Origin of the sequence: Mesorhizobium sp. M0778 (assembly GCF_040320105.1) — a bacterium.
GTDB lineage: Bacteria > Pseudomonadota > Alphaproteobacteria > Rhizobiales > Rhizobiaceae > Mesorhizobium.
This window is the reverse complement of record NZ_JAMYPA010000034.1, coordinates 1-24,617: the sequence shown is the minus strand read 5'-3', so window position 1 is coordinate 24,617 and position 24,617 is coordinate 1. Positions and strand designations below refer to the sequence as shown.

Genomic DNA, 24,617 nt, shown 5'->3' with positions numbered 1-24,617 from the left:
CTGTCACGGTCACTAAGTCATTTTTATGTAGTCACGATAGTCACAATGGTCACGGAGGCCAGAATGCAGTCTGCTCCAAAAGAGGATGCCAACTGGACCGTCGCTCGGGCCAAGGCGCGGCTGTGGGAAGTCATCGAGCGTGCGCAGGCGGCGCCGCAAACGATTACGCGCAACGGTAGGCCAAGCCTCGTTGTCGTCTCCGCCGAGGAATGGCAACGCAAGACGGTGCGCAAGGGTACGCTTGAGGAGTTTCTGCTGGAGTCGCCACTACGCGGCGCGGAACTCGACCTTGAGCCTCAACGCGATGAACCGCGTGATCTGCCGCTGTGAGGCTACTGCTGGACACGAATATCCTGTCCGAGGTGACAAGGCCGGCGCCGGACGCACGCGTTCTGGAATGGCTGGACAAGCTCGACGAGGATCGCTCGTTCATCAGCGTGGTCTCGATCGCCGAAATCCGGCGCGGCGTTGCTCTCATGGGCGAGGTCGGAAGCGTGAGGCGCTGGCCGAATGGCTTGCCCGAGACCTGCCTTAGCGTTTTAGAGCAGAGAGTCCTCCCCGTCGACGAGCCGGTTGCCCTGGCCTGCGCGATCTGATTGGTCTTGCGAAGCGCCGCGGCCGCGTGCTGACGTCAATGGACGGATTGATCGCAGCCACAGCCATTGCCCAGGGCTCACTCTGGTAACGCGTAATCCGAAGGATTTCGAAGGCTTCGGAATAGAGCTCTTCGATTCGTGGATGCGTGAATCGCCCAGCACCACATCCCGAATGCGCGAAGCGACTTTCGAACAAGAAGTGTGGGTTTGCTCTCATACCCCTTTGCTGAAAAATGTTGTGACAGAGCGCATGGAATGCCACGCGCTTCAAATCGGAGTAGCCATCCGGGAAGCCTGAAGCCCTTCGAAGCGCATGTCCGGCAGCTATTCATAGCGTGGATGACTTTGATCGAAACAAACGATTTCATAACTCTTCGGAAATCTTGCATGGACAGAAGCACATCCCGCACCGATCACCCATCCAAAGGAGAAAATCTTCCATGCGCCCTGACGTGCAGTGGAGGTCGTGCCGAGAAATGAGTTGCAACTGGCCGACCATGTCGGCGGTTCGACGCTAGTCGTCCCTCAATGTTCCTGAGCTGCGAAGTCTTGCAGGGAGCCAGCTGCCCAGCGCGTTTCTGCTTGTGACAGGCTTATTGCCGCAGGCAGATGGTCGGCTCGTCTGGGCAGCGGATTGGAGACCCGGCCGGCAGCGCTACCATACAACATCAGCGCACTTTACATCTACGCGGTATTGCCGTGCTTCCAGTCGGTGCCATGTTTGGCCGACGCATGACGCGATGCGGCCTCCTGCACAAGCGAAGGCGTTATCGGATGTGCGACCGGGAAGCAGGCGGACAGTGCAGCACGTGTCACTCGCCTGTGCGACGGTCTTTCGGGGAATGAAATCGGGCCAGTTCACGGCGCGGTATTATTCGTCAACAGCCCCCCTTCGCAGGATACAGGCACTCCGCGTCACACGTTCGTGCTGCAGATGAAAACGGCATCGCCGGCATGCAAGTCAGCAGCCGCTCAAGATTCGGATCCAGCCAAACTCTCGGCGTCATGGAACGGCAGGCGCCACGATCGAAGCATCTCATGTTGATTCAGGCGGACCCCTTATGAGGCGTTCTTTGATGCCGGTGATGCCTGACAGGCGGTTGCAGCTGCAAGCGACAATGCGGCCTATTTAGTTGGAAACGGAGGCAGGCCAATTTGGCTTGCCCGTCACTATGTGGAGAAAGAAATGCTGTGTCTAGGAATTAGCGGCGGACTTGACCAAGTCCATGAAAACCGATTCGAGCTTCGGAACGCCTTTATGCACGATGGCGCCGCGGTGCTCGTCCGAGACGGACGGGTGATAGCAGCCGTCGAAGAGGAACGCCTCAATCGGATGAAACACTCCAACAAGCTCCCAATTCGTTCGATTCAATACTGTCTGTCAGCGGCGGGGGTTCAGCTCAACGACATTGATCGTGTCGCGCTCTACGCCAGCGAGCCCTATGCCAACGCCATGCTTGAAGGTATGTCCGCATCCCACCCGGACATTCTCTCCATTCCGTTGGGTGCTAAAACGTTGGTGCAGGATCTGTTAACGCGTGAGTTCGGCACTAAGTTGGACAGTTCGCGTATTTCATTCGTAAGTCATCATCAGGCGCACGCCGTGAGCGCCTTTGCAATGTCGGGCTTCGAACAAAGTCTCATTCTAGCGATTGATGGCTCTGGTGATTTCCTATCGGGCCTCGTGGCGGTAGGGTCTGGCACAGAAATTACGCAACTCGAGGCTTTTCCCGAGAACAATTCTCTTGGGCTGTTTTATCTCGAGACGATCCGCTATCTCGGCTACGGCTTGTTCGACGAGTATAAGGTAATGGGACTCGCGCCCTACGGCGACCCCGCTCCCTATCGCGAGCTCTTCGAGCAGTTCTACGAGCTCTCCGCCAACGGCGGTGGCTACCGTGTTCACCTCGACCGCATCGGTCCGGCGTTGCTCCGCAATATCGAGGTCAGGCGAAAGGGAATGCCCTTCACCCAGCAGCATCGAGATGTGAGTGCGTCACTGCAGGAAGCGCTTGAGCGGATCGTGTTCCACATTCTCCGGCATCACCGTGAGGCCACCGGCATGAAGCGGTTGTGCCTGGCGGGGGGGGTGGCCCACAACTGCACGATGAACGGTAAGCTGCTGTATTCAGGGCTTTTCGAAGACATCTTCGTGCAACCCGCGTCTCACGACGCTGGCTGCGCATTGGGAGCTGCGCTGATAGTCTCTAACGAGATGGGCCGCCCCGCGCCGTGTGAGCGACTGCAGGAGGTCTATTGGGGTCCTGATCTCGGGAGCGAGCGCGCCGTGCAACAGGAACTGAATGCATGGGCCGGACATCTCGAGGTTGAACGCTCTGATGACGTGGCAAGCAGTGCAGCCGACTGGATCGCCAACGGCGCCGTGATCGGCTGGGTGCAGGGTCGTTCGGAGTTTGGGCCACGTGCGCTGGGCAACCGCAGCATTCTTGCCGACCCTCGGCCCGCCGCAAACAAGGACCGGATCAATGCGATGGTCAAGAAGCGCGAAGGCTATCGGCCCTTCGCGCCATCTGTGCTGGAGGAGGATGCGAGCGAATTTTTCGACCTCCCGGACGGTAGGCACGAATTTCCATTCATGAATTTCGTCGTTCGCGTGCGTGACTCAAAGCGCGCCTTGCTCGGTGCCATCACGCACGTCGACGGTACCGCTCGCCTGCAAACAGTATCGCGCAACGCCAATCCCGCGTACTGGGAGGTCATCAATGCGTTCAAGAAGCGCACAGGCACTCCAATTCTGCTCAATACCTCCTTTAACAACAATGCCGAACCGATCGTGGATTCGGTTGCAGACGCGATTGCCACCTTTCTGACGACAGAGCTGGATGGACTTGTGGTCGGGCCCTTCCTGGTAAAAAAGCGGGCTGCAACGCTGCAGGATTGGACTGCGCTTGCTGTTTCGTTGCCGCCCTATGTGTCCCTCCATCAAACCCGCGCTTACAAAGCGCCAGATCGTCGGGAGACTCACTGCGAGATCAGCACGACCCACTTCAGCAGTGACAGTGTGCGAATTTCACACGACTTGTTTAATCTGCTGATGCGGATTGAGGGCGAAGCCATGTTGGGAGATCTCCTCAATACAATTGCGCCGGATCAGGCTAAGCGTGACGCTTTGATGGAGGGCCTGCGACGACTGTGGGAGCAGCGCCTCGTTCGGTTGCATCCCTCACAAGCTGCTCGCATGGATCAAGACTGCGATCAAACGCTGGACCAGCATAACGGGCTCTCAGCGTGATAGCGATGCCGCTATCCAAGCTCGGCGCTTTGGGCGCCGGACCGGCCCCGTGTAAACCTCATTAAAGAGAGAGGAACCCTGCCATGGAAGAATTCTTATCGCGCATCGCCACTGGTGCCGGCATCGGCCCGGCTCTCGCAGAGAAGGCCGTTGGGTTAATGCTGGGTTTCCTGCAACGCCACGCGGCCGACGGTCCCGTTGCGCGCATGATCGAGGCCATTCCCGGAGCTTCGGAATTAGTGGCGAAGTATCATGGCGACGACCCAGACGACGGAGGCGGCCTCATTGGGCTCGGCCAGCAATTGATGAGTGAGGGTCTCAGCATTCTAAACATCGCCGCCCTCGCCAACGAGACGATCGCCTTCGCCAAGGAACATGCCGGCGACGAACTCGTGGACGAGGTCCTCAATTCCGTTCCTGGCCTTCCCCAGTTCGTCTGATCAGCGGCGGCCGGGGGCGCATGACCTCGTGCGCCCTGCCGGCCCGTCTGCGCAGGTAGGCATTCTCCGCCGAGCGTTCCGTACCGATCTCGCCAGACCACCAACCGCCGGGCACGCGAAGCGAGCGTTGGAGTACTTCATGCGTCTCTCCCAAAATCGACCGCAGGCGAACCGATGTGTATAACTTCCGGCGGTAACGGTTTATCCTGAACGCTTTCGATGAAGCCCGCGAGATAAGCAAACGTATTGTATTTCTCGAGAACCAACCGCTTCGCCTCTAGTATTGCGCCGCGACGCTCCTTCCACAGGTCCGAGTTGATGATTCCTTGAATTTTTTGGATTACGTTCTTGTCCTCTGGGTCAATCAGAACCATTGAGTCCGAAGGGAAGAACCTCGTGATTGCCGGGCTGCCGTAATAGATCGGCATTGTTTCAGCAACGAAGCAGTCCATAAGCTTCTCTGTAAAATAGTAATCAGCACGAGTATTCTCGAAAGCTATACTGTAACGGTAAGGTGCGAGTGCGTTCCATTTATCTCCAATCAGCCGAAAACCTCGGCCGAACAGGTCAAAATCGAGCTCCTCTCTCAGCCGTTCCAGAAACGCCAGCCGATATCGATGCCCTTTAAGCAGGGCGATGTTACTGGTAATCCATGAGAGCCGAAGCGGCTTGTCCACGACTTCGCTGACCAGAAGTTGGTCATATGTCTTGTTTACAGACCAAGACCGAGTGATAGGTGGAGACAATACGAATCGGCGCCCTGCATTCTGCCGAGCAGCCAGCTCTGCGTCAGACGTCAGGATGATAGTATTTTTCCCCTGCCCTTCATGAAATGCGCGATGAGCTTTCGTCGGCGGTTCGCCGATTGCAAAAATTATCCTGTTTGGGCTCGCCTCGATATCAACAGGGAGCCCAAAAAGAGAAGCAGAGTTAAAGACAATATGCCAATCGGGCGCGAAGGATGTCGTGCGTACAAAAGCGACATTGTTCCAGATTCCACTCCCCTTTGGAGTGAGATGGTGGATTGCATCATCCAAATTGCCCCAAGAATCCAGACATGTAGCAACAATGGGCGCCGGACGTTCCGTCAACAATTTGGCCGACAAAGCAGTTCCACCCCATTCACTTCCGTTGGACCGGGAGCAACTTGTGCATCGGGCGCAAGACCTCTCTGCGCCTGAAATAGCTCGCGATCCTGATCGATATCAAACACACGATTCTGTGCGACTTCGCGCCATTCGACAACTCATCTCTAAGACCGCGGGAATCCCTTCACTCGTGAAGGTACTCATCGCCATTCCGGATTGCGGTAACACTGGGCAGCATAAACCTTCCGGGACCCGCTGTCGAGGCAATGTCGCTTTGCACTTAACGAGGTTCTTCCTCACTTTGTGTGGTGATCGTTGATCGTCTTCAGGCGGTTGATCTGCCTTTCCGCCTGGCCGTTGCTCCACGGAAATTCAATGGCATTGCGAACGGCGTCAATGTCACGGCGTAGGACCCGAGCGAAACGCGTGATGGCGACGAGCCCGGCGTTGACGGCATCGTCGATCCAGGTGGTCGAGCTTGTCCAATTCACGGCCCCGCAAAATGCAGCGGAAGCGCATGGCAAGCCTGTGCATCATGGCAATCGTGACCGGTCTTTCATTGCGTGAGGCCGAACGTGCGATTGCAGCTCCTGCCGCCGCGCAAAGAGAGGTTCAAGATTTGTGCAAACTGCGCTTGGCCGGCAGGTGGCATAGAGCGGCGCCTGAGAATGAAAGTGCCGCCGCCCAGCCTCCATAGCCGTTCCTCCTTTGTGGCGTGACGGCTCGAAAGTCGCCATCGCGTCAGATGTTCATCAGGGTTCGGCATAGCCGGGGCTTCCGGCGACAGTCATGGCAGCGACTTCGCTTCTGGAGCCGCTCATCCGGCCGCTAAAAAACACATGCGCGTCCTAAGCCGTATTGATCCGCCGGAGCTGACCAAAGCCACCTTGCTCTGGATTGCGGCAATGGCGATTGCGGGCGAGAAGCCGAGAAGTACCGATGCGCGAGAAGTCCTGAGGCCATCCGTCCACGAGACGTCACCAGGCCGCTACGACGACTATCCCGCATCCGAATTAAGCGAACCTACCGTCGTCTTCACCGAAGACGGCATCAACAACCTTCGGCATATCGTCGACGAGCGCAGGGCTGCGGGCCACGCACCGCCCAAACCTACCGCAGAAACCATCGCCCGAAATCATAGCCACCGCGGCCTTGGCCGAACGGTTACGAACAAGCCGTGCGTCATTTGCGATCTGGCCAGGGGCAGCATGGGGTGCGCCATGCTCCGCGATGCCGGTCCAGACATTCGGCGCGCCAAGCCGAAGCCCGCATGACGCCGGACGAGCGCCTGGCGTTGCCAGGATGATGTACGCGCTGTCCCGGCGGGTCCGACCCGATAGGCTTGACCCGGCCCCGCGCCCCCAACTCCACTTGTATGAACGGCCGGGGCCGGCCCTTTTCGGAACCGGCCCACCGCCGCGTGACGTTGTGCAGGATGATCGTCTGGACCCGTCTCGCATCTGAAGCGGGTGCAAGCCTGCTGAACATCCCGGCTGCTTGGTCATCCAACCTGGCTGCGAGGCATCGCCACCGTGGGGCGTGGCGTTCGCTGCCAGTCGGCTCCGATCTCGAAACCGCTATGCCGCCATACCGAACACGCAACTCGGTTTAAGCGCCAGGCTGCTGTTCGAGGTATTGACGACGCAGGCGACGTGACCGGAAAGGCTGGCGGGGTAAGCAGCTTCCATTGATCCGGCGGCATTGCGGATCTGGCTGGCGATGGCGGCCTGAGTTCTTGTCCATCTGCCCGCATAGCGGGTGGTCAGGTGCTGGTCGCGTTTCCGGCGAGCCGAAGCATTTGTCTCTCAAGGTCACCCCTTGGAAATCCAGCACCAGCGGCTTGTCGGGACAAGATAGATGCTATTGGGATTTGGCCGCCGCAGCCACGAGCATCGCTTCTCCCATCCCATTGACGCCTCGGGCATTCAGCATTTCACCAGCGTTCTGAATGTCGCGCACCTCTTTGTTCTGGCTGAGTTTTGATTTACCAACCAGGCCGGTGATCTCGATTTCCAGGGCGACGATCGCGTTTAACCATCGTGTCAATGAAGTCCTTCGGCGCGTCGCCCATCTTCCACGGGGCCAGGCTGCGAGGCTTCATGCATGTGAGTGAGCTTCGCCACGTTGCGGCGCACATGGCGCTCATCATCCCGGACAGTGATGCGTCCGTGGGCGTGGACGACGAGATAGTTCCATGTCGGCACCTGCTTATGGAATTCATGCTTGCTTGGATACCAGTTCGGCGAGATGTAAGCGTCGGCCGCACGGAAGATAACGAGGACTTCATCGCCATTGGCAACTTCCTCCCAGACTCGATTTTTGCGTGCAACATGGCAATTGAGGACGCCTTTGTCTCCCTTCGAGCGGTCAAGCTCGAAGGGAATGTGGTTCGCGTCGAGTGTGCCTTTGCTGTGGGTGACCAGGATACCGAGCGGATGTCTCTCGATTAGGTCAAGCAGGGTGTTGCGATCGGGGACGGCAAAATGGGGCGGAACGTACAATGGTGGATCTCCTGTCGCGAATGGGCGGTCGTTAGCGAGCGGCGGTGTCTTGCGGAACGGGCCCGGGCATCTTCGTTGCCGGCGAAGAGGGCCCCGGATCTCGCTGTCCACCACGCTCAAGGACTGCCATCGAGAAGTGGGCAGGCAGATCAGATGCCGCCGCGTATGAGTGCGGTTGGTCAGTGACAAGCCGCACACTCTCGCCTTGGCTCAAAATTACTGCGTGGGTACCCACCACGACACTTAGGGACCCCTGAGTCACCGAGATCAGCTCGCGCGTATCCGGACTATGAGCATCTGCGGAAAACACGTCGCCCGGCATAATGGCCCAGCTCCACAGTTCGAACATCGTTCGTCCCGAGATCGATGAATGAAGTTGTGCAAAGCTTCCTTTAGCGCTTGTCCAAAGCGTCCTCGTCTCTGTCCGCTCAATAGGAAGGCGAACTGTGGAAGGATGGTCATTCAACAAATCGGCCACCGAAAGCGAAAACGCCGCCCCCAGTCGGCAAAGTATGCCGATGCTGGGGTTCGCCTTGCCTTGCTCCAGCGTGACGACGGTTCCCTTGGATAAGCCGCTCAGTTTTGCCAGTCGATCCAGGGTCAGGTTTTGGTCGCGCCTCAATTGTCGGATCCGAACCGCTATCGCTTGGCCAAGCACCCGCTCGGGGTCTAACGCTGTCGTAACATCGGTCATTATATTGACTTAGTGCCTCGGCTCACTTATTACGGTCAATATAATGACCGGCCTGAAATTGTGCAACTGCCCCGTTAGCGAGGAAATGACCGATGCGTTTTGAAACAAAGGCGATCCATTGCGGCCGAGCTGTCGACGCTTCCACGGGGGCGGTGTCCCTGCCGCTGAACACCAGCACGACGTTCCAACGTAGCGTCGACGGCTCGTTTCCTTCCGGATTCGAATACACCCGGGATGGAAATCCGACACGCAACGCGTTCGAAATGGCCATGGCCGCGCTCGAGGGCGGAGAAGATGGCATTGCCTTCGCGTCGGGCATGGCTGCAATCGCTGCAGTCTTTGAGAGCCATCCGTCGACGGGTCGGATCGTTCTGCCGGATGACATGTATTTCGGCATTCGTTCGCTGATTGACGAGACCGACATTGGGTCTCGCTTCGACTTTGCGGCCGTCGACATGCGCGATCTGGATGCCGTGCGCGCCGCGGTCACATCGAAGCGGACTGGCCTCGTCTGGGTTGAGACGCCGTCAAACCCGATGATCCGCGTTGTCGACATTTCGGCCATCTGCAAAATCGCGCACGAGGCTGGCGCCTTGGCAGTAGTGGACAACACGTGGGCAACTCCAGTGCTTCAACGGCCCCTCGAAGTTGGGGCGGACGCGGTCATGCACTCGGCGACAAAGTACATCGGCGGCCACTCGGACTTGATGGCGGGCGTCGTCATTGTCCCGCACTCGTCACCCCTCGGTCGCCCACTGCGGATGGTCCAGAGACACAAGGGCAGCGTCGCAGCGCCATTCGACTGTTGGCTGGCATTGCGGGGCCTGCAGACATTGTCGGTACGCATGCGCGCGCATTGCGAAGGCGCGCAGAAGGTTGCTGAGGCTTTGGCGTCTCATCCGCGTGTCGAAAAAGTACTTTTTCCGGGCCTGCAAAATGATCCGGGACACGATCTCGCTAAGCGGCAAATGAGCCATTACGGAGCGATGCTATCCTTTATCGTCAAAGGCGGAGCCGATGCTGCGATGGCCGTGGCCGGCCGCCTCGAGGTTGTTGCCCGGGCGACAAGCCTTGGCGGGACGCACTCTCTGATTGAGCATCGCGCATCCGTCGAGGGTGCCAAGTCCAAGGCGCCAGGCGGATTACTGCGAATGTCAGTGGGACTTGAGCATCCTCAGGACATTGTCGATGATCTGATGCAGGCCCTAGGCGGAACCTTCAAAGCGGCAGCCGAATGACGCGGGTGCAAGAACTCTGGCAGCGCTTTACGTGGCGGCTGGCGCAGCAATGCGGCCTGCTACGGTTGGGCGCCTAGATCAGGCAAAGCATCTTCGACCATGCTTAGATTTCGATCGAAAATCTCCGTGTCGGATGCGTTGGCGCGGAGAGACCGCACCTTGTTCAGGATCGCCGTAACCGCCGCTTCAGGTCTGGCGATGCGGCTCGACCTTTTCGAGGAAACCGCCGGTCTGCATCAGCTCGGCGATCTTCTTGCGCGCGACGAAACGGTCGAGACCGTCGAGCTCGTCCCGGACCGCATGGCGCTACGGCGTCACCTCCAGTCCGGCCAGAAAGTCCTCATTGTCCTTGAGGCTCACCGCCGCATTGACGGTGAGGATGTTGACCGCCGGCAGCCGGTGGCGCTTGCCGACCTCGAAATCGTTGAAGTCATGCGCCGGCGTGATCTTGACCGCACCGCTGCCTTTTTCGGGATCGGAATACTCGTCCGCCACCACCGGGATCTTGCGGCCGACGATCGGCAGGATGAGGTTCTTGCCGACCAGATGCCGAAAACGCTCGTCGTCGGGATGCACCGCCACCGCCGTATCGCCCAGCATCGTCTCGGGGCGTGTCGTCGCCATGGTGATGAAGGTTTTAGGATTTTCCGGATCGAAAACCTCGCCCTCGACGGGGTAGCGGAAATGCCAGAGGTTGCCGTTGACCTCCTGCTGTTCGACCTCCAGGTCGGAAATCGCGGTCAAGAGCTTCGGGTCCCAGTTGACAGCGCTTGTCCTTGTAGATCAGGCCTTCCTTGTAGAGCGTCACGAACACTTCGAGCACCGCCTTAGATAGGCCCTCGTCCATGGTGAAACGTTCTCCGCTCCAGTCGGCCGAGGCCCCGAGCCGCTTCAGCTGGTTGAGGATGGCGCCGCCGGATTCTGCCTTCCATTCCCACACGTTGTCGATGAACTCATCGCGCGTCAGGTCGCGGCGGTGAATCTGCTTTTCTATAAGCTGGCGCTCGACCACCATCTGCGTGGCGATGCCGGCATGGTCCATGCCTGGTTGCCAAAGAACGTTCTTGCCGCGCATGCGCTCGAAGCGCACCAGAATGTCCTGCAGCGTGTTGTTGAGCGCGTGGCCCATATGCAGCGAGCCGGTGACGTTCGGCGGCGGGATGACGATGGTGAAGGCTTCAGCCCCTTCCTCGGCCCCGGCACCGGCCCGAAACGTCTTTTCAAGCGTATTATGTTTTTTTGTGCATAGACCAACGAGGGCCCCATAAATCGCCGATGAGATAGGTCGGGCAAAGGCGTCCACCAGCTCGTGCTTGTCAAGACGATGCCACCTTTGATCTTGCACCCGCCTCCGATACCAGCGATGCGCTGCGTCGTATGCTCATGCCTGTCAGGATGGGATGGGCGCTGCTAGCACCGTGGCAGTTTGACAACCCGGCCATCGGGGCGGTAGCACCGTACAAGGCCAAGAGTCGCAGGGCAGACCGCACCCCATCGGGCTGCGCGACCCAGACCAGCTGACGCCCAACTGGCACACTCATCGCGCATCAGCACCGTGGATGCGACATCTACTTTGTTTACTTTGTTGCGAGCGCGATATCGGAACTTGGTTGTGACGCAGCTGTGCGTAAGCGCACCGCTGTCAGCAAGTGAGTGAGCGAAAGAACTACGTGGTGGAGGTGAGAAGTCATGCGGCGTCAAGATTCCCCGCCCTTTGCAGCAAACACACTGATTCCTCTTCAGAATCCGGTCTTTCGTTCGATCTGGACAGCCACGCAGATATCCAGCCTTGGCTGGCTGGTGCAGAGCGTGGCTATAAGCTGGCTTATGGCAACGATTTCAGCCTCCGATCTGATGGTTGCGCTCGTGCAGGCTGCATCGACACTGCCCGCCTTCTTCTTGTCGATCCTTGCTGGAGCGATTGCAGACAGCTTCAGCCGCCGCGGCGTGATGCTTGCCGGACATTGCCTGATCGCACTGGCATCCACGGCGCTGGCTCTCTCTGTTGGACTGGGCTTTGTCAGTCCATGGCTGATCTTGGGACTGAGTTTCTTGGCGGGATGCGGCTTTGCCTTGAATGATCCAGCCTGGCACGCCTCGGTCGGCGACATCCTGGAAAAGCGCGACATACCCGCTGCAGTGACGCTGATGTCGGTGGGGTACAACGTGGTTCGGAGCATAGGACCGGCGCTGGGCGGTGTAATTTTGGCTTTGCTGGGCCCCCTTACGGCTTTCGCCTTCGCTGCGCTGACCGACCTGGTCCCGTTGAGCGCTGTGCTGCGCTCCAAGTGGCAAGTTCGCTCTTCGCCTCTTCCGCGCGAGCGGATGACGACGGCCATTCATGATGGCATGCGCTTCACGGCAATCTCCTCGGAGATCAGAGTGGCGATCGTGCGTGCAACCCTGTTCGGGCTGTCAAGCATCTCGATCCTTGCTCTGCTCCCCCTCCTAGTTCGCGACCAACTGGCGGGGGGGCCAATTGTTTACGGCGTCCTGTTGGCCGGCTTCGGCACAGGCGCCTTCATCGCGGGCATTGGCAATAGCTACTTGAGACGCATCACGTCCCAAAATCGATTGATCACGCTCGCGTCCGTTGCTTGCGCAACGTGTTGCCTTTTACTGGCTCTCACATCATCGGTGGCTGTAGCAGCGATCGCGCTTGCAATCGCTGGCGCAGGCTGGGTTGTCACCTGGACCGGAACCGACGTGTGTGTGCAGTTGGCAAGCCCAAGGTGGGTCGTTGGTCGCACCCTGTCGATCTATTACGCCCTGACCTACGGCGGCATGGCAGCGGGCAGCTGGATCTGGGGTGCTGTCGCGCAGTACTATTCCCTGACGTGGGCTTTGGAAGGTGCTGCAGCGGCGCTGTTGCTGGTTGCAGCTGTGGGAAAGCTATTGCCGGTACGGCTATGGGAGGAATCGGATCAAGGGGCCTTCGACTTCAGGCCACCAGAACTGGCCCTCGATTTGAAGCCCAGGAGCGGCCCGATCGTGATCAAGGTGGAGTACTCGATACCCGAGGAGAATATCGAGGAATTTCTGAGCTGCATGCGCGAAAGGCGGCGCGTACAGAGCCGTGCCGGTGCGCGGGACTGGACCCTCCAGCGCGATCTTCAGAACTCGACTCTTTGGACCGAGACATTCCGCACGCCGACATGGACGGACTATCTTCGTCTAAACCATCGGCTAACGGTGACTGACAGGGAGGTAGGCGAGCGCCTTGCCGCTCTGCAGGTCGGTGATTCTCCTCCTCGTCTCTCACTTTCGATCGAGCGGTCGACAAGCCCCGCCCCCGGCAGCCAAGTCCAGCCTGTCCCCTTTGTATCGCGCCCGTAAGGAAACCAGTAACTTTTCTGGGTTCGGGTTCGGACACGGGAATGGCCGAGACCTACTCCTTCTTTCGTCGGGTCTGCCCGGATCGCCATACGTTGCGGCCGGTTAGGCGAGCATGAGGATTTGTGTGGCACGTATGTCCACCACGGGCCCATGTCCAGCCCCACCGCCTCTGCCATCAGATCGGCTTGGGCAGGGGTTCAGGTCGCCTGTCCCCCTGCATCGCGGCGAGCGGTTCGGTGCTGGAGAAAGCGGTTCAACAGGGCGGCCGTAGGGGCACCAGCATAGCGCCGCCGTCAGGCGCGATGCGGACCGACAGCCCCGACGAAGGGCGCTGATTGATCGACTGAAATTGGATCGGGTCATTTTATCAGCTGACATAATCCATGAATTTTTCACGATGCTTCAGCACGCGCCTGAATTTTCTGCGTTTAGCTGCAGCGAAGGTCCCGGTGGTGCGGTGGAAGCGCACCCGGGGCATCTTGGACTTATTTGATGCAACATCCAGGACTGCTGCATTGCCACAGCAGTGGTCACAACCTGCTAGGCGGGCTTCCTGGAGATGAACGCGACGATTGGTCAGAAGCGCTTCTATTGGCTGCGCTCGGCGCCAGACGGTCGCGGAGCTTCAAATCTGATCGGGCTCCCGAGCGAATTGCCGTCCTACGAGCATTCGGGACCGATCCCGGCCTACAGGCACGCCTTACTTCGGGCGGCGGATCAAGTGATCCGTGAGGGGAACGCCACGCCGGCATGGCTCGCCAATGATTTCAATGCCAACTGTCGGCAGTCACATCATAAATTATGCATAGCTCCGCGACACATATCCAAGGTGGTGGCGCACAATCCTGCGAATTGTCATCGCTGTGACAACAATCGCCGCACCAAGCAAAGTGGCGAACTCGATTCTGCTCGTGAGATCCCAAAGCTCTCCGAACGGTATTAGATCCATGAAGCGAAACACGGCACCCTGAAGCAGGTAAAGCAGCAGTGTGCTCTGACCAAGCTCCACCGCGACAAAGCGAGCTACGCGAGTTGAATAGCCAACTCTCCAGCATAGGAATATAAGCTGCATCGCCACTGCAGAAGTTGCTACCGAGCCAGCGAACATCAGCAACACTTGTTTTGCCGACTGTGCATCGCAGATCAAAACGAGATTGTTGTAGACGTACGTCTCCTTTCCCCAAGCAAGAAAGCACATGAACACAGCCATAGAAAGTAACACCACAAAAATAGCCTTGTAGCGCCTGATGCTAGCTGCTGCCATCCGATCGGCTGCGCAAACAAGAACCCCAAACAAAAGAATGGGTATGTGTATCGTACCAACGGGGTTATTGACCACGGGACGGACGCGAATGCGATCGCAATTGCAGATGCGCCTATGATCCACACCGACGAGCCATTGAATGTCGTGAGCAACTTAATAAGGACGAAGGACGCGAAAGCTGCCCAGATGAACCAGTATGTGCCAATGAACTCCCTAAAAAAATCCAACATTCCACTGGTTAAACTGTTCGCCGAAGACATTACGGCGGCCTTCGATATCCAAATCAACGCACACCGAAAAAGCATGGGCAATACTAGTTGCATTGCTCGATCACTGACGCCTTGATGGAACGATTTGCGCAGAATCGCTCCCGAAGAAAGATATCCACTTATCGCCATAAAGAGAGGCATATGAAACATGTAGATTGACTTAAAATATGGCGACAGCCAAAAGGCGTCAGTGCCTCGATAGACAACATATTGCAATAGATGCCCAACTATCACCAAGATAATGAGTACGCCTTTGGCGAAATCGAAGCTTAGGTCTCGGGCCTTTGCCGCTTCTGGGCGCGAGTCTCGCCCCTTCGAACCGACTGTTTTGTGATTAAGCATCAGACCTCCAGCCGATATCCTGCCGTTACTGCTCCCACTTTGCTTCTAGAGTGGTTCACGCAGGGCATCTTCGGATCCCATTCTGGATTGTCGCATCCCAATCCAGCCGGTAATGGAGAGGATGGAGGGCCGCAGCACGACACAAGCGGAACAGGCCTGTTCTGGGCTAGAAGGCCGCAATATTTCCATTGAACTTCGTCCTCATCGCCTAAATAGCGGCAGTGCCGCCGCCTGGAATGTGGATCAACCGGAACTCAGGCTCGCGCCGGCCAACTTCGATTGGTTTCGAATGGTCAAGCGGCGCCGGTCGGTCAATAAGCCTTCCTCAAGAAAACGGATGGTATCCGCTATTCTCTTTGGTCGGTAAAATCGATTGTGTTTATGGAAAGCATGCGCACGATGAATACATGCGCATCAGGCACGTGACTGCCCACGGATAGGACTTTGCTTCGGGGGTCACCGTCCTTTCGCGACTCTTGCAGTGCATGGATGAGGCGGCAATTCCCGCGGCGCAGCACCTTTCGAGCGCGTGCCACAAAATCGCTGGGTTCGACCTGCGCGGCGACTGGGTGGAGATCCGCCTGATCTAAAGCGTCACCATCCGACGGGCAACATCTCACGACGCGCCGGTCAGCTTGGCCAGCATCCGCTGCGTGCGATCGCCTCCTGATGGCATCGAGCAACACCTTCTTGAAATCGGCCTGTGCCGGCAATTTTGTCGTAAAGTTCATGGTGGCGACTCCCGCACGCGCGCAGGACAGCCGGCAGATCGCGCATCTTGGCGATCAATCCTGCCATTCGGCCCGTCGTCTTCTTTATTCCAATCGAGATCGCAATCAGGTCCGGCCGGTCACGCAGTGAACTGTTCTCCCTCGAGCAGCCACGTCGGCGCCGCTCAGAATCTTCGACGAGCGCGCCAGGACAGCATCGATCTCCGCAAATTCTTGCCAGCAGATCGTCCTCACATCATCATGCCCTTGGCTTCAACCGGGCTGGTGCCCTCCCCTTCCCGGCTTTTTGTCCCGACGCTCGGGTCGCGCCGCCCGGCCCGGTCAAGGCCAAAAAAATCGTCGCGGCTGAGCGCCCACTCCGGCTTCTGCCAAATATTCGTCGGCGGGTTCGCAGCACCGCGGGCGCACGGGTGAGCTCGTGGGTAGGAGTGCGGATGGAAGTAGGCGATGCACATCGTCACCAGCACCTCAGATTGTGTGAGGCCCACGGCTCGCTCGTTTCCGCCGACGGCGGCGCGGCGGGCGTCGGTATACGCAGGGCGGGTCCGTCGCCTTGGCCTCAGTTTCGGGGCAATGGCAAGCCCCGGTCCGCGCGGCGCCGAGTTGGGCGGAAAGATCGACGGCGCGCAACGCGGGGGCTCCTACGCGACGAGCAGTTTTTTCCCCCGGTCTGACCCGGCCTCGACTCCAGATGCCGCAATGACCGTCGCGGCCCGGCGCGATTGATCGGGTCTCATGCCCAAAGCTGCCTCGGTGCCCAGTAGCGGCACCGCATGGCCCCACCCAGGCGCTGCGCCAGTAAAGCGTCGGCGAGCCAGCATCCGACGGTGCGTTCGAAGCGATCTCATTCGGCGGCCATGATCGCGCACGTCAACATGCCGCAGCCGAAAGCTGCCGAAGCTCGTCTGGCCAGGTCGCTGACCGCCTCGTCGTCGCGGGCGACGACCGAAATCTTCCCCACCGCAGCGAGGTTTCTCCCGTTAGAAGATCCTCAGCGGGATGGGCTGCCAGTTCACGCCCGGCCAACAGCATCCGGCCCGCGGGGCCGACCTTGTCTCCCGGTCGTGTGAGCAAAGAACATCGCGAAGTGCGGCTTCATCCTCGACGCCGCGAGCCTGCTTCGCCGTACCGCGGCCGCCGAAAGCCGTAGGCGCTGTCACCAGGCGCCAGCCCACCTCTCTAGCTGGGGACCATCTCATCGAGCGCGCCGGTGGCCGCACCGGCAGTGATTGCAATGTCCTCAATGCGCCGCAACTGTTTGGGTCGGGGGCAGCCCTGCGCAACCAGGCCGGCACCGCCGTCGTCGGCGCGGCTTCCGTGGCATCGGGAAGAGTACCGTGGTGGCGCAGGAGGGTTTTGGCTCAGAATCATGGAAGACGATGAACGATCGCGGCGCTTGTTGTAGAGCGAACGATAAGTCTTGCACGACCAGCCATTTATCCCTCGCCAAATCAATGCCGCGGGCAATTAGCAGGCGAACTCCGTCCGGACTGAGTACCCGTTCAACGCGGGCAAAAGAAGTTGTGTAGCCATGTCACGAAATGCTTGGCCCGCTTCTCTGCCGGCCGATGGTCCATGAAATCCCCTCCCCACCTATGACACCAGACACCTCCTTGCCAATATGCCGATCAAGCACTGGCCTCCATGGTACCAGCGTGAACTCGCGCGATTTCTCGATGACAGCGTATTTTCCGCCGGCGAGCTCGACGGAGCGGCGGAGCGTGCCTTCTATTCGATCTCCACTCTGGGCTTCAGAATAGGGCAGACCGAGTTCGTCAGACAGTTGACCGGCCACGCGGTTCAACTCGCGTTGGCGCAGAATCGAAAGCATGTTCGCGCGATAGACGACCCGATCCTGCGCTTCATGCGCGAGACCTTGCGCGATCAGCCACTGCTGTCGACGGGCCTGGACCTGACGTACTTCGCGACCGAAGCCAGAGTCGCGCAAGGGCTCAGGATGAGCTGATACGAGCTCCTGGTCGATCCAGGTGGCGCCGTCGAAGCTGACTTGGCTCTCCAGCAGCATTGATGAGAGCTTGTCGACGACAACAGGCTCGGCCCTCGCTCGCTGACGCTCGTAGCCCGCGACGCGGTCGAGATGGTCCGGCGCGATAGTCCATGTACCGTCCGGCTCGCGCTCGACACGACCGGTCGCCCGGCGGATCGCCTCCAGTCGCCGCACGTGCGTTTCGGCAAAGCGTTCGGTGGCCGACGGGTCATGCTTGAGATGGATATCGATGCTGTAGCGCCCGTCATGGGCCGTGGCGACCTCGGCAATTGTGCGGTCGACTTGCCTTGGCCCGGTGTCTCTCGGCGTGACCCGCACTATGCAGCCCTCTGGCGTTGGTTCGGTGGCCTCGCCTTTGCCGATATCAACATAGTGGCTTTTGCCGTCCACGCCGTCGACGACGAGGTAATGGCGGTCAGTGATTTCGTCGGCCAGGCCGCGCGCAACGATGCGGCCGACGACAGGCTGCAGCTGCTCTGCAGACCGATCATGGACAACATAGTCGGCGGCACTGCGGGCGAGCCCCTTGCCGGTCAGTTCGCGGTGCATGGTCTTGATGATGTCGCCCCGCTCGCCGATGCGGCGCAGCGTCGCTTCAAGCTCGCCATCAAGGCGCCAGCGGCCCGAGCCGACTTCCTCAGCCAGACCCATCCGCTCGAGCTTGCGCAGGCGGCCCTGGTGCAGCGTCTGGCGAAACGTGTCTCGGCTGGCCGGTGAGACATGCCCCTCATGGTCGCGCATGCGGAGCAGCTGCCGATCGATGCTGGTGAAGCGTTCCCGCTCCATTTCCTGGCGCAGGCGTTGCTCGATCTCGCGGTCCGTTCTCGGGCCAAGGTCGAGGCTGGCCAGCTCGGCCGCCCGTTCACGGATTCCAGACGAGATGTAGTCCCGCGCGATGACGAGGTTTTCGCCGCGGTCGTCCCTGCCGCGGACGATAATATGGATATGCGGATGACCAGTGTTGAAATGATCGACGGCCACCCAGTCGAGCCTGGTGCCGAGGTCTTCTTCCATCTGCGCCATGAGGCGCCGCGTGAGCGGCTTCAGGTCATCATACTCGATGCCGTCTTCAGGTGCGACGATGAAGCGGAACTGATGCCGGTCGCCATAGGCACGATCGATGAAGGCCTTGCCATCGACGCGGTCGCTGTCGGCGCTATAGAGCTCGCCAGGCTCGCCTTCGCGGGTCACGCCGTCGCGCTGGAGGTAGCGAAGGTGTGCACTTGCCCCGTCAACACCCTTGCCGGCCAGCTTGACGATACGCGCCTTGACGACGGCGCGCCGCTGCCGAAACGCCGCGTGGGGGTCGCGCGCTCTGAGAACGGCGGCAGCAGCCCCGCCGCGCCCCGCCCGGCTTCCGATGAAGCGGCCAAGGCGACCGCTGCCGCCGCCGGCTCGGTTGATCGCGGCGCGGATCTGGCCGGCGAAACGCTTGCCTGCCTTCGAGCCGCGCGATCCGATTTTGCCCAGGCTCGGCTTGAACTCTTCATCCTGCATTGAGCCTCCTAGTAATCTTAAGCAAAATCAGAGGCTTGTCGGCAGCAGCTCTCCTGACGCTGAAGGCAGCCTCCGTGAAAAACGATGTGCAGACAAAGACTTCGCCGCCTCCAGGAGGCGATGCCTTTATCTTGCCTTCCGCGGACCTGCCTCCATGCCTCCCTGCCCCGCCCGACCCACGGTACCCCTGCCCTCACCTGCGATCCGGCCGGCCTGACCTTGCTCGCTCCGATCCGAGCGGCACCACGATTTGGCCATTCGGATCGGTCGCGGAAACACCGTTTCGCAGGAAAAACAGCGACTGCCCGGACGGGATTTCCGGCGCTTTTCCGGAACGGGATTTGCCGGTGAACGCGTCCATGTCGGCGGCCGAAATCCCCGCCGCCTTGAGCTCTTCCAGATACGAAACCGTCTCGCTGGGCAGCGGTCGCCCACGCTGCAAATGCTGTTCGTAGCGCTCCGGCCCAGCGTTATAGGCGGCAAACAGGCCGGGAAAGCCGAAGCGGTCATACATGGCGCGCAGATAGGCTGTGCCTGCCAGAATATTGTCGCGAGGATCGTGCGGAGCGGCCCCCAGGCCAAGCTCTGCGCGCATCTCCTCGTAGGTGCCGGGCATCACCTGCATGAGGCCAACGGCGCCGGCGTGTGAGGCGATCGGCCGTCCGTCCAGCATTGTCTGCCCTCGGCTTTCGGCATCCATGACGGCATAAATCCAGGGCTGTGGAATGCTGAAACGCCGGCTTGCTTCGGCTACGAAGGGCTGCCATCTTGCCAGCTGCGGACCAGGGGAGATGGCGGCCGGCTGAGCGTCGGTCGCGGCGGAACAGGCGCATGGCGCTATGGCGACCATGCCCAGCATCAGGAGGGTTACTCGGTCCATAGCGGCACCAGCCCCCCGACAATATTTTCGGCCGGCACCGGCCCGAAATAGCGGCTGTCGAAGGAGTGGTTTCTATCGTTGCCGAGCAGGAAAACCTCGTCGGCGGCGAGCTTGCGGCAGGCATTCCACCAAGGCAGCGGACGGTGCTGCGTGTCGGTTGCCAGCCGGCGCGCGACGATCTCGCCGCCGATGATGATGGCGCCGCCGAAGGCGCAGACATGCTCGCCAGGCAGCGCGGCAAGGCGCTTGACCAGCGGCACGTTGCTGGGCAGATAGAAGCGTTCGGCGGCGAGATCGGCGACCGGTTTTGGCGGGCGGACGAGCACCAGATCGCCACGAGCCGGTGATCCGGACGCGACGCGATAGAGGCCGACCGGCGCACTGGCCGAGGCGTTCCAGACCAGCCAGGGCGATGGGTTGTCGAAAGCGGCGAAGCCGATCAGGCCGAGGCCTATTGTGGCCAGGGCGATCGTCTTGCGCGCCCGAATGCGCCGCAGATGGCTGCCGATCAGACGGATAGTGGGAGGCCGGCTCATGAGCGGCCTCCCGCACCGGCCGAGCCGGAATCGTGGCCGCCATCCTCGGGCCTGGTCTCCTGCGCGCGCCCTTTCGACCAGTCGTCGAGCTCGTCGATGTGATACCGAACATAGCGGCCGTGCTTGCGGAATTGCGGGCCACCGCCTTTGAGCCGCATCTTCTCCAGCGTGCGCTGGGACAGCCCGATATAGAAGGCGGCCTGCGCGGTGTTGAGAAACGGACTGCCCTTCTTGGCACGGGCCGCGCGTTCGTTTTCGTCGTCCATGATGATCCTCGTTTCGCTACGGAGAAGCGAAGGCGAGGATCGGCGAGCGAGATCGTTTTGGGGACGGGCGAAGAGTGGGGGGCGAGTTTTCGCCGCCCCTTTTTGAGAAGAGCCCCGCGCCGGTTGCGGCGCGGGGCTCGAGGCTGGCGGTTCAGTCGACGGGGTTCCAGATGATGGCGTATGTGTCGTCGTCATCCTGGCCGGCGGCGCGGCCGAGATTGGCGTAGAGCTTGCGCGGGCCGAACTCCGGGGCGGCAATCGACAGGCTCACATAGTCCTTGCCGGAGGTCTCGCCGGTGCGGATCCAGCCGGCCCCTACTTCGACCCCTTGCGTCAGCACCCGGAAGTCGGGATGGGTGTCGGCGCTCTTTGCCTGATTGGGCACGATGTCGATGTCGGCGCGCACGCTGAGCGTCTTGAGCTGGCCCTTGTAGCCGCCGTTTTCCTGTTTGGTGACGTATCCGATCGCGGTCATTTTCAGTCTCCTTTTGGTGCTCGCCGGGGACCATTCCCCTGCGATGGCGAACCGTGATGGGCGCGTCCGGACCGCCGGAACCGGGACGGCCGCAGCGATAGCGGAGGACCCGAGCGGGCAGCTTTTTTGAAGCGAAGCGGCGCGAGGAAGCCGCCGCAGGCGGCGGGGAAAAAAGCTGCTGGCGAGGGTTTCGGGCGGGCCGGATCCGCCCATAGGTCGTCAAGCCAGCCGCAGGGGAATGGTCCCTGAGACACATGGAGACAGGTGGCGCGATCGGTGGCACAAGAGCGTGCGGCAATGCAGGGGGCTGGCTGCGCGGGCTCTCTCGGGAACCGGATCGGACAATTGGCCCCATGCGCCTGGCGCCTCGGCAAGCAAACCCGGCGTGGTGCAGGGCTGCCGAGATCGGCGCGAGTTGGCGTCGGGATTTCTCGCGCGCGGCACTGGCTCGACAAGACGACCAATCGGCAACCGGTGCGGCCCGGAGCGGCGCGCGCGACCTGAGCGGCGGCACTCGAAAGAACCGCCGCTTGAGGCTGATCGGTTCATTCGCGCACGAACAGCGGCTGCATTTGTGCCCACTGATCGGCGGTGCGGAAGCCGCCGCGGCTGGTGTAGCTTTCGGCCGGGAATTCCATCCAGCGCGGCAGCCAGGTCTCGACCTTCTGGCGGCCATTCTCGCCCGCCAGGAAGTCGCGGATGATCTTCTTTTGCGTCTGGACCTTCTCGGCGACATTGCCATCCGCGACCAGCTTGCCGCCGACGTCGGCCAGCATCGAATTGGCGATTTCCTTATCGCGCAAGAGGTCGAAGAAGGCATGGTCCGGTTGCCACCATGTGCCCATATCGACGTTCAGATGGTTGCCGAGCGCCTCGATGACGGCGCTGCCGGCTGCAAGCGTCTCGGCCATGACAAGGGTGAGAACGCGCATGACATCGTCGTCGCAGAGCGCCAAGAGGCGCGCGAACACGCCGGCGATAGCAAAGGCGTCGCCATCGCCGCCGGCGACCACGCCATCCTCATCCGGTGATCCGAGCAGGGCCAACACTTCGCGCCGTTTTTTGCCGAATGCAGCTTCAGCCTTGCAGCCGGCAAGGCTGGCAGTCACCGTCTCGTTGGCCGCGCGCTGTGGCTCACGGCGCACCAGCCACAAGCCGGAACCGGTGATGGCGTGCGCCACCACGAGTCGCAGCGCCACGGCGGGATGGTCGAGCATGGCCGCGCGCACGGCAGCATGGCGATGCAGATCGACATAGTTCTGCATCGGGCCGGTGAGTTCGGGGCGCGGCGGCTTGGCGGCTGTTTCTTCTTGGTCGCCGCCCTCGCGGGCGCGGCGCGCTTCCTTGCGTGACAGCCAGCCCTCGTGACACTCGACCTCGCCGCGATGCGAGACAGTGATGACGACCTTGCCGCCCTTCTTCTTCGGGGTCTTCTTGTGGTCCCATGCGTGGAAATATTGGCCCGGCTCCAGCAGCACCACCTCGCTCCAGCCGTCGTTAAGATAGGTGTCGCGTCTGGCGGCAATCGTTTCGTTCTGCTTTTGCCAGAACAGGTCGGCATCGGCGAAATAGCTGTCCTCGCCGAACAGGTCCGAGGTGATCAGGCCGGGATACTCCTCGATGGCAAACAGCGCCACCTTGGTGGGAATCGACTGGCCGCCGAACAGCCATTGCTTCAATTGAAAGCCACGCGGCGCGTATTGATCTGGATCGGCACAGAGTGCCAGCCAGTCCTTCTGCTGCGCCTTGGACGCCATGGTGAGATGGCGCACCGTCTCGGCGTCGATCTCCTCGCGGCGATAGGCTTCGCGGATTTTGGGCAAGAGGTCGCCAAGCGCCAGAATGCGTTTGACCTTCAGGTCAGTGATGCCGAAGGTCGCAGCCATGTCTGGAACGGTGCGGCCTTGCCTGACGAGCCGCGAAAACGTCTCCCATTGCGATACTTCGTCAGGATCAAGGCGGGCGAGGTTTTCGATCAGCGAGGCTTCCAGCGCATCGGCGTCATCACCGTCCTCCATGATGGCGCAGGGCAAGGGATCGCCTTCGCCGCGCTCGTCGGCAAGCGATTTGGCGGCGAAATAGCGCCGCCTGCCGGCGACGATCTCGAAGGTTTCCGGCTGGCCGTTTGGGCCGCACAAGGAGAGGCACCAGCAGGCCGCGCGCACGCACTGACGGCAGGATGTCGGATATGTCGGGCGCGCGTTTTCCATAGAGCATGTTGAGCGCGGAAATATTGATCTGCCAAGGGGATGTGGGCAAGCTGCATGGTTACTCTCCTTCGCTTTGGTTGAGGTTGTCCCGCCGCAGAGGCCGAAGGCCGGCGCGGCGGGACGGTTTTTGCGCCTATCGGCGCTGCTGTTCCGCCGTGTCGGGCAGAAGCTCGGAATGGGGCTTTGACAGGGCGTCTGCTGCCTGCCGCAGAAGTCGCTCGGCCTCGGTGATGTGGCCGCAAATGCGGGCGGCTTCGGCATAGACGGAGAGCGTAAAGCGCGCCTGGAAATGCAGGTCGCGCTCGATGCCGAGGCCAAGCGGACCTTTTACGGATGCAAGCTCGGCCAGGCTGACGCTGCCGAGTTCGGGGAAGCCGAAGCCGAGATCGCAAAGGCCGAACAGCGTGTCGCCATCGGCGTTGAGTTCGCTCAAAAGCCACGTTGCGGCACCTGTCGGATTAAACAGTTTCACAACGGGAAAATGGTCGATGTCGGCGTCGGCGGCGCCATTGGCGAGCAGTCGTGCGCGCAGTGGATCGGTGATCAGGATCATGGAAAGACTCCTTGTCAGAACAGGTCGAGTTGATTTCTGCTGGCTTCATCGAAGAGGCCGATATCGAGCGGCTTTTGCGCCGCGCGCGGACACATCGGCGCGTCCATCAGGAGGGTGAGCCGATCGCGCGTGGTGATCGGCCGGACGCCGGGAATGAGCATCTGCTCGCCTTGCGGCGTCGGCTCGGTCGCGGTCAGTTGCGGATCGAGCATCGTCATGCCGCAATCCCTTCCTGCGCCTCGCTTTTGGCATCGTCCTTAAAGCCAAGCAGGAAATCGGCGGCTTTTGAGGCAAGGCTGGCGGCACGGAAGATCGCGCGGTTGTCCTCGCGCAGCACCTTTAGTTATCCGCAGCAGCCCATAATGTGAAGGAACGCGGCTGCACTGCTTGAAATCCGCGGGATCCAGCTTTCGCGGATGGGATTTGCTCAGCATTATTTT

General features: G+C 60.4%; 21 protein-coding genes and 5 pseudogenes. 8 read left to right on the top strand and 18 right to left on the bottom strand.

Features of this window, described 5'->3' with window-relative positions; genetic code table 11:
- The first annotated feature begins 45 nt into the window (after window positions 1–45).
- From NKI22_RS29575 to NKI22_RS29560, 4 genes and pseudogenes are all read left to right on the top strand, one after another.
- Entirely contained in the window at window positions 46–330 is a 285-nt protein-coding gene (locus NKI22_RS29575) for a type II toxin-antitoxin system prevent-host-death family antitoxin (RefSeq protein ID WP_023721998.1), read from the top strand.
- Window positions 327–738: pseudogene (locus NKI22_RS29570) on the top strand (type II toxin-antitoxin system VapC family toxin); the annotation flags it as partial. The gene NKI22_RS29575 and the pseudogene NKI22_RS29570, both read left to right, overlap by 4 nt.
- Window positions 739–1,782: 1,044 nt before the next feature.
- Window positions 1,783–3,849 carry a carbamoyltransferase family protein gene (locus NKI22_RS29565; RefSeq protein WP_352680931.1) on the top strand — a complete coding sequence of 689 codons (2,067 nt, stop codon included), beginning with the start codon at window positions 1,783–1,785 and terminating at the stop codon, window positions 3,847–3,849.
- 83 nt (window positions 3,850–3,932) lie between these two features.
- Window positions 3,933–4,289 carry a hypothetical protein gene (locus NKI22_RS29560; protein ID WP_023722001.1) on the top strand — a complete coding sequence of 119 codons (357 nt, stop codon included), beginning with the start codon at window positions 3,933–3,935 and terminating at the stop codon, window positions 4,287–4,289.
- A 137-nt stretch (window positions 4,290–4,426) separates the two neighbouring features.
- Here the strand turns inward: NKI22_RS29560 and NKI22_RS29555 are convergent, their stop codons facing one another.
- Complete coding sequence (locus tag NKI22_RS29555) at window positions 4,427–5,395, bottom strand: glycosyltransferase family 10 domain-containing protein (RefSeq protein WP_198030557.1); 969 nt, start codon at window positions 5,393–5,395, stop codon at window positions 4,427–4,429.
- Window positions 5,396–5,694: 299 nt separating this feature from the next.
- Window positions 5,695–5,911: pseudogene (locus tag NKI22_RS29550) on the bottom strand (transposase); the annotation flags it as partial.
- Between the two features lie 305 nt (window positions 5,912–6,216).
- Between NKI22_RS29550 and NKI22_RS29545 the strand changes: the two are divergent.
- Complete coding sequence (locus NKI22_RS29545) at window positions 6,217–6,651, top strand: hypothetical protein (RefSeq protein WP_023722004.1); 435 nt, start codon at window positions 6,217–6,219, stop codon at window positions 6,649–6,651.
- Window positions 6,652–7,237: 586 nt separating this feature from the next.
- On the opposite strand, the gene NKI22_RS29540 is transcribed toward NKI22_RS29545, so the two are convergent.
- The 3 genes from NKI22_RS29540 to NKI22_RS29530 are packed head-to-tail and all read right to left on the bottom strand — an operon-like array spanning window position 7,238 to window position 8,572.
- Entirely contained in the window at window positions 7,238–7,423 is a 186-nt protein-coding gene (locus tag NKI22_RS29540) for a hypothetical protein (protein WP_023722005.1), read from the bottom strand.
- A complete protein-coding gene (locus NKI22_RS29535) occupies window positions 7,420–7,878 on the bottom strand; it encodes an FMN-binding negative transcriptional regulator (RefSeq protein WP_352717952.1) in 459 nt (152 codons plus the stop codon). Before NKI22_RS29535 ends, NKI22_RS29540 begins: the two co-directional genes overlap by 4 nt.
- Before the next feature lie 31 nt (window positions 7,879–7,909).
- A complete protein-coding gene (locus tag NKI22_RS29530) occupies window positions 7,910–8,572 on the bottom strand; it encodes a helix-turn-helix domain-containing protein (RefSeq protein ID WP_352959445.1) in 663 nt (220 codons plus the stop codon).
- Between the two features lie 92 nt (window positions 8,573–8,664).
- Here NKI22_RS29530 and NKI22_RS29525 point away from each other — a divergent pair, with 92 nt between their 5' ends.
- Window positions 8,665–9,810, top strand: a complete 1,146-nt coding sequence (locus NKI22_RS29525) for a trans-sulfuration enzyme family protein (protein WP_352717950.1) — start codon at window positions 8,665–8,667, stop codon at window positions 9,808–9,810.
- Between the two features lie 198 nt (window positions 9,811–10,008).
- On the opposite strand, the pseudogene NKI22_RS29520 reads toward NKI22_RS29525, so the two are convergent.
- Window positions 10,009–11,029: pseudogene (locus tag NKI22_RS29520) on the bottom strand (class I tRNA ligase family protein); the annotation flags it as partial.
- Window positions 11,030–11,499: 470 nt separating this feature from the next.
- Between NKI22_RS29520 and NKI22_RS29515 the strand changes: the two are divergent.
- The gene (locus NKI22_RS29515) at window positions 11,500–13,146 is read left to right on the top strand and encodes an MFS transporter (RefSeq protein ID WP_031194952.1); all 1,647 of its coding nucleotides are present in this window, start codon (window positions 11,500–11,502) and stop codon (window positions 13,144–13,146) included.
- A gap of 553 nt (window positions 13,147–13,699) precedes the next feature.
- Window positions 13,700–13,936 (top strand): annotated as a pseudogene (locus tag NKI22_RS29510) (hypothetical protein); the annotation flags it as partial.
- Window positions 13,937–14,289: 353 nt separating this feature from the next.
- On the opposite strand, the gene NKI22_RS29505 reads toward NKI22_RS29510, so the two are convergent.
- The 12 genes and pseudogenes from NKI22_RS29505 to NKI22_RS29450 form a co-directional block, all read right to left on the bottom strand.
- Entirely contained in the window at window positions 14,290–15,021 is a 732-nt protein-coding gene (locus tag NKI22_RS29505; protein WP_352959442.1) for an acyltransferase family protein, read from the bottom strand.
- A gap of 347 nt (window positions 15,022–15,368) precedes the next feature.
- On the bottom strand, window positions 15,369–15,752 hold the full coding sequence (locus NKI22_RS29500; RefSeq protein ID WP_352959439.1) for a hypothetical protein: 384 nt from the start codon (window positions 15,750–15,752) through the stop codon (window positions 15,369–15,371).
- Between the two features lie 230 nt (window positions 15,753–15,982).
- Window positions 15,983–16,240: a hypothetical protein gene (locus NKI22_RS31540; protein ID WP_031194954.1), complete on the bottom strand. Its 258-nt coding sequence runs from the start codon at window positions 16,238–16,240 to the stop codon at window positions 15,983–15,985.
- Window positions 16,241–17,286: 1,046 nt separating this feature from the next.
- A complete protein-coding gene (gene rlxS, locus NKI22_RS29490; protein ID WP_352959436.1) occupies window positions 17,287–19,257 on the bottom strand; it encodes a relaxase/mobilization nuclease RlxS in 1,971 nt (656 codons plus the stop codon).
- 193 nt (window positions 19,258–19,450) lie between these two features.
- A complete protein-coding gene (locus NKI22_RS29485) occupies window positions 19,451–20,137 on the bottom strand; it encodes a lytic transglycosylase domain-containing protein (RefSeq protein WP_352764694.1) in 687 nt (228 codons plus the stop codon).
- Window positions 20,125–20,673 carry a signal peptidase I gene (lepB, locus tag NKI22_RS29480; RefSeq protein ID WP_352959432.1) on the bottom strand — a complete coding sequence of 183 codons (549 nt, stop codon included), beginning with the start codon at window positions 20,671–20,673 and terminating at the stop codon, window positions 20,125–20,127. Before lepB ends, NKI22_RS29485 begins: the two co-directional genes overlap by 13 nt.
- Complete coding sequence (locus NKI22_RS29475; RefSeq protein ID WP_352468501.1) at window positions 20,670–20,939, bottom strand: helix-turn-helix transcriptional regulator; 270 nt, start codon at window positions 20,937–20,939, stop codon at window positions 20,670–20,672. The genes lepB and NKI22_RS29475 overlap by 4 nt, the downstream gene beginning before the upstream one ends.
- Window positions 20,940–21,090: 151 nt before the next feature.
- Complete coding sequence (locus NKI22_RS29470) at window positions 21,091–21,414, bottom strand: DUF736 domain-containing protein (protein ID WP_023672372.1); 324 nt, start codon at window positions 21,412–21,414, stop codon at window positions 21,091–21,093.
- A 545-nt stretch (window positions 21,415–21,959) separates the two neighbouring features.
- The gene (locus NKI22_RS29465) at window positions 21,960–23,552 is read right to left on the bottom strand and encodes a ParB/RepB/Spo0J family partition protein (RefSeq protein ID WP_352959429.1); all 1,593 of its coding nucleotides are present in this window, start codon (window positions 23,550–23,552) and stop codon (window positions 21,960–21,962) included.
- 205 nt (window positions 23,553–23,757) lie between these two features.
- On the bottom strand, window positions 23,758–24,177 hold the full coding sequence (locus NKI22_RS29460; RefSeq protein WP_352959426.1) for a DUF2958 domain-containing protein: 420 nt from the start codon (window positions 24,175–24,177) through the stop codon (window positions 23,758–23,760).
- Between the two features lie 14 nt (window positions 24,178–24,191).
- Window positions 24,192–24,395, bottom strand: coding sequence for a hypothetical protein (locus tag NKI22_RS29455; protein WP_352959423.1), 204 nt, complete (start codon window positions 24,393–24,395; stop codon window positions 24,192–24,194).
- A pseudogene (locus tag NKI22_RS29450) lies at window positions 24,392–24,520 on the bottom strand (antirestriction protein ArdC); the annotation flags it as partial. The gene NKI22_RS29455 and the pseudogene NKI22_RS29450, both read right to left, overlap by 4 nt.
- Window positions 24,521–24,617 lie beyond the last annotated feature (97 nt).

Excerpts from the sequence above, each read along its gene's own strand:
- NKI22_RS29575 (WP_023721998.1), top strand. The coding sequence starts at position 46 with ATGGTCACGGAGGCCAGAATGCAGTCTGCTCCAAAAGAGGATGCCAAC.
- NKI22_RS29565 (WP_352680931.1), top strand. The coding sequence starts at position 1,783 with ATGCTGTGTCTAGGAATTAGCGGCGGACTTGACCAAGTCCATGAAAAC.
- NKI22_RS29560 (WP_023722001.1), top strand. The coding sequence starts at position 3,933 with ATGGAAGAATTCTTATCGCGCATCGCCACTGGTGCCGGCATCGGCCCG.
- NKI22_RS29545 (WP_023722004.1), top strand. The coding sequence starts at position 6,217 with ATGCGCGTCCTAAGCCGTATTGATCCGCCGGAGCTGACCAAAGCCACC.
- NKI22_RS29530 (WP_352959445.1), bottom strand. The coding sequence starts at position 8,572 with ATGACCGATGTTACGACAGCGTTAGACCCCGAGCGGGTGCTTGGCCAA.
- NKI22_RS29525 (WP_352717950.1), top strand. The coding sequence starts at position 8,665 with ATGCGTTTTGAAACAAAGGCGATCCATTGCGGCCGAGCTGTCGACGCT.
- NKI22_RS29515 (WP_031194952.1), top strand. The coding sequence starts at position 11,500 with ATGCGGCGTCAAGATTCCCCGCCCTTTGCAGCAAACACACTGATTCCT.
- NKI22_RS29505 (WP_352959442.1), bottom strand. The coding sequence starts at position 15,021 with ATGCTTAATCACAAAACAGTCGGTTCGAAGGGGCGAGACTCGCGCCCA.
- NKI22_RS29500 (WP_352959439.1), bottom strand. The coding sequence starts at position 15,752 with ATGAACTTTACGACAAAATTGCCGGCACAGGCCGATTTCAAGAAGGTG.
- rlxS (WP_352959436.1), bottom strand. The coding sequence starts at position 19,257 with ATGCAGGATGAAGAGTTCAAGCCGAGCCTGGGCAAAATCGGATCGCGC.
- NKI22_RS29485 (WP_352764694.1), bottom strand. The coding sequence starts at position 20,137 with ATGGACCGAGTAACCCTCCTGATGCTGGGCATGGTCGCCATAGCGCCA.
- lepB (WP_352959432.1), bottom strand. The coding sequence starts at position 20,673 with ATGAGCCGGCCTCCCACTATCCGTCTGATCGGCAGCCATCTGCGGCGC.
- NKI22_RS29475 (WP_352468501.1), bottom strand. The coding sequence starts at position 20,939 with ATGGACGACGAAAACGAACGCGCGGCCCGTGCCAAGAAGGGCAGTCCG.
- NKI22_RS29470 (WP_023672372.1), bottom strand. The coding sequence starts at position 21,414 with ATGACCGCGATCGGATACGTCACCAAACAGGAAAACGGCGGCTACAAG.
- NKI22_RS29460 (WP_352959426.1), bottom strand. The coding sequence starts at position 24,177 with ATGATCCTGATCACCGATCCACTGCGCGCACGACTGCTCGCCAATGGC.
- NKI22_RS29455 (WP_352959423.1), bottom strand. The coding sequence starts at position 24,395 with ATGACGATGCTCGATCCGCAACTGACCGCGACCGAGCCGACGCCGCAA.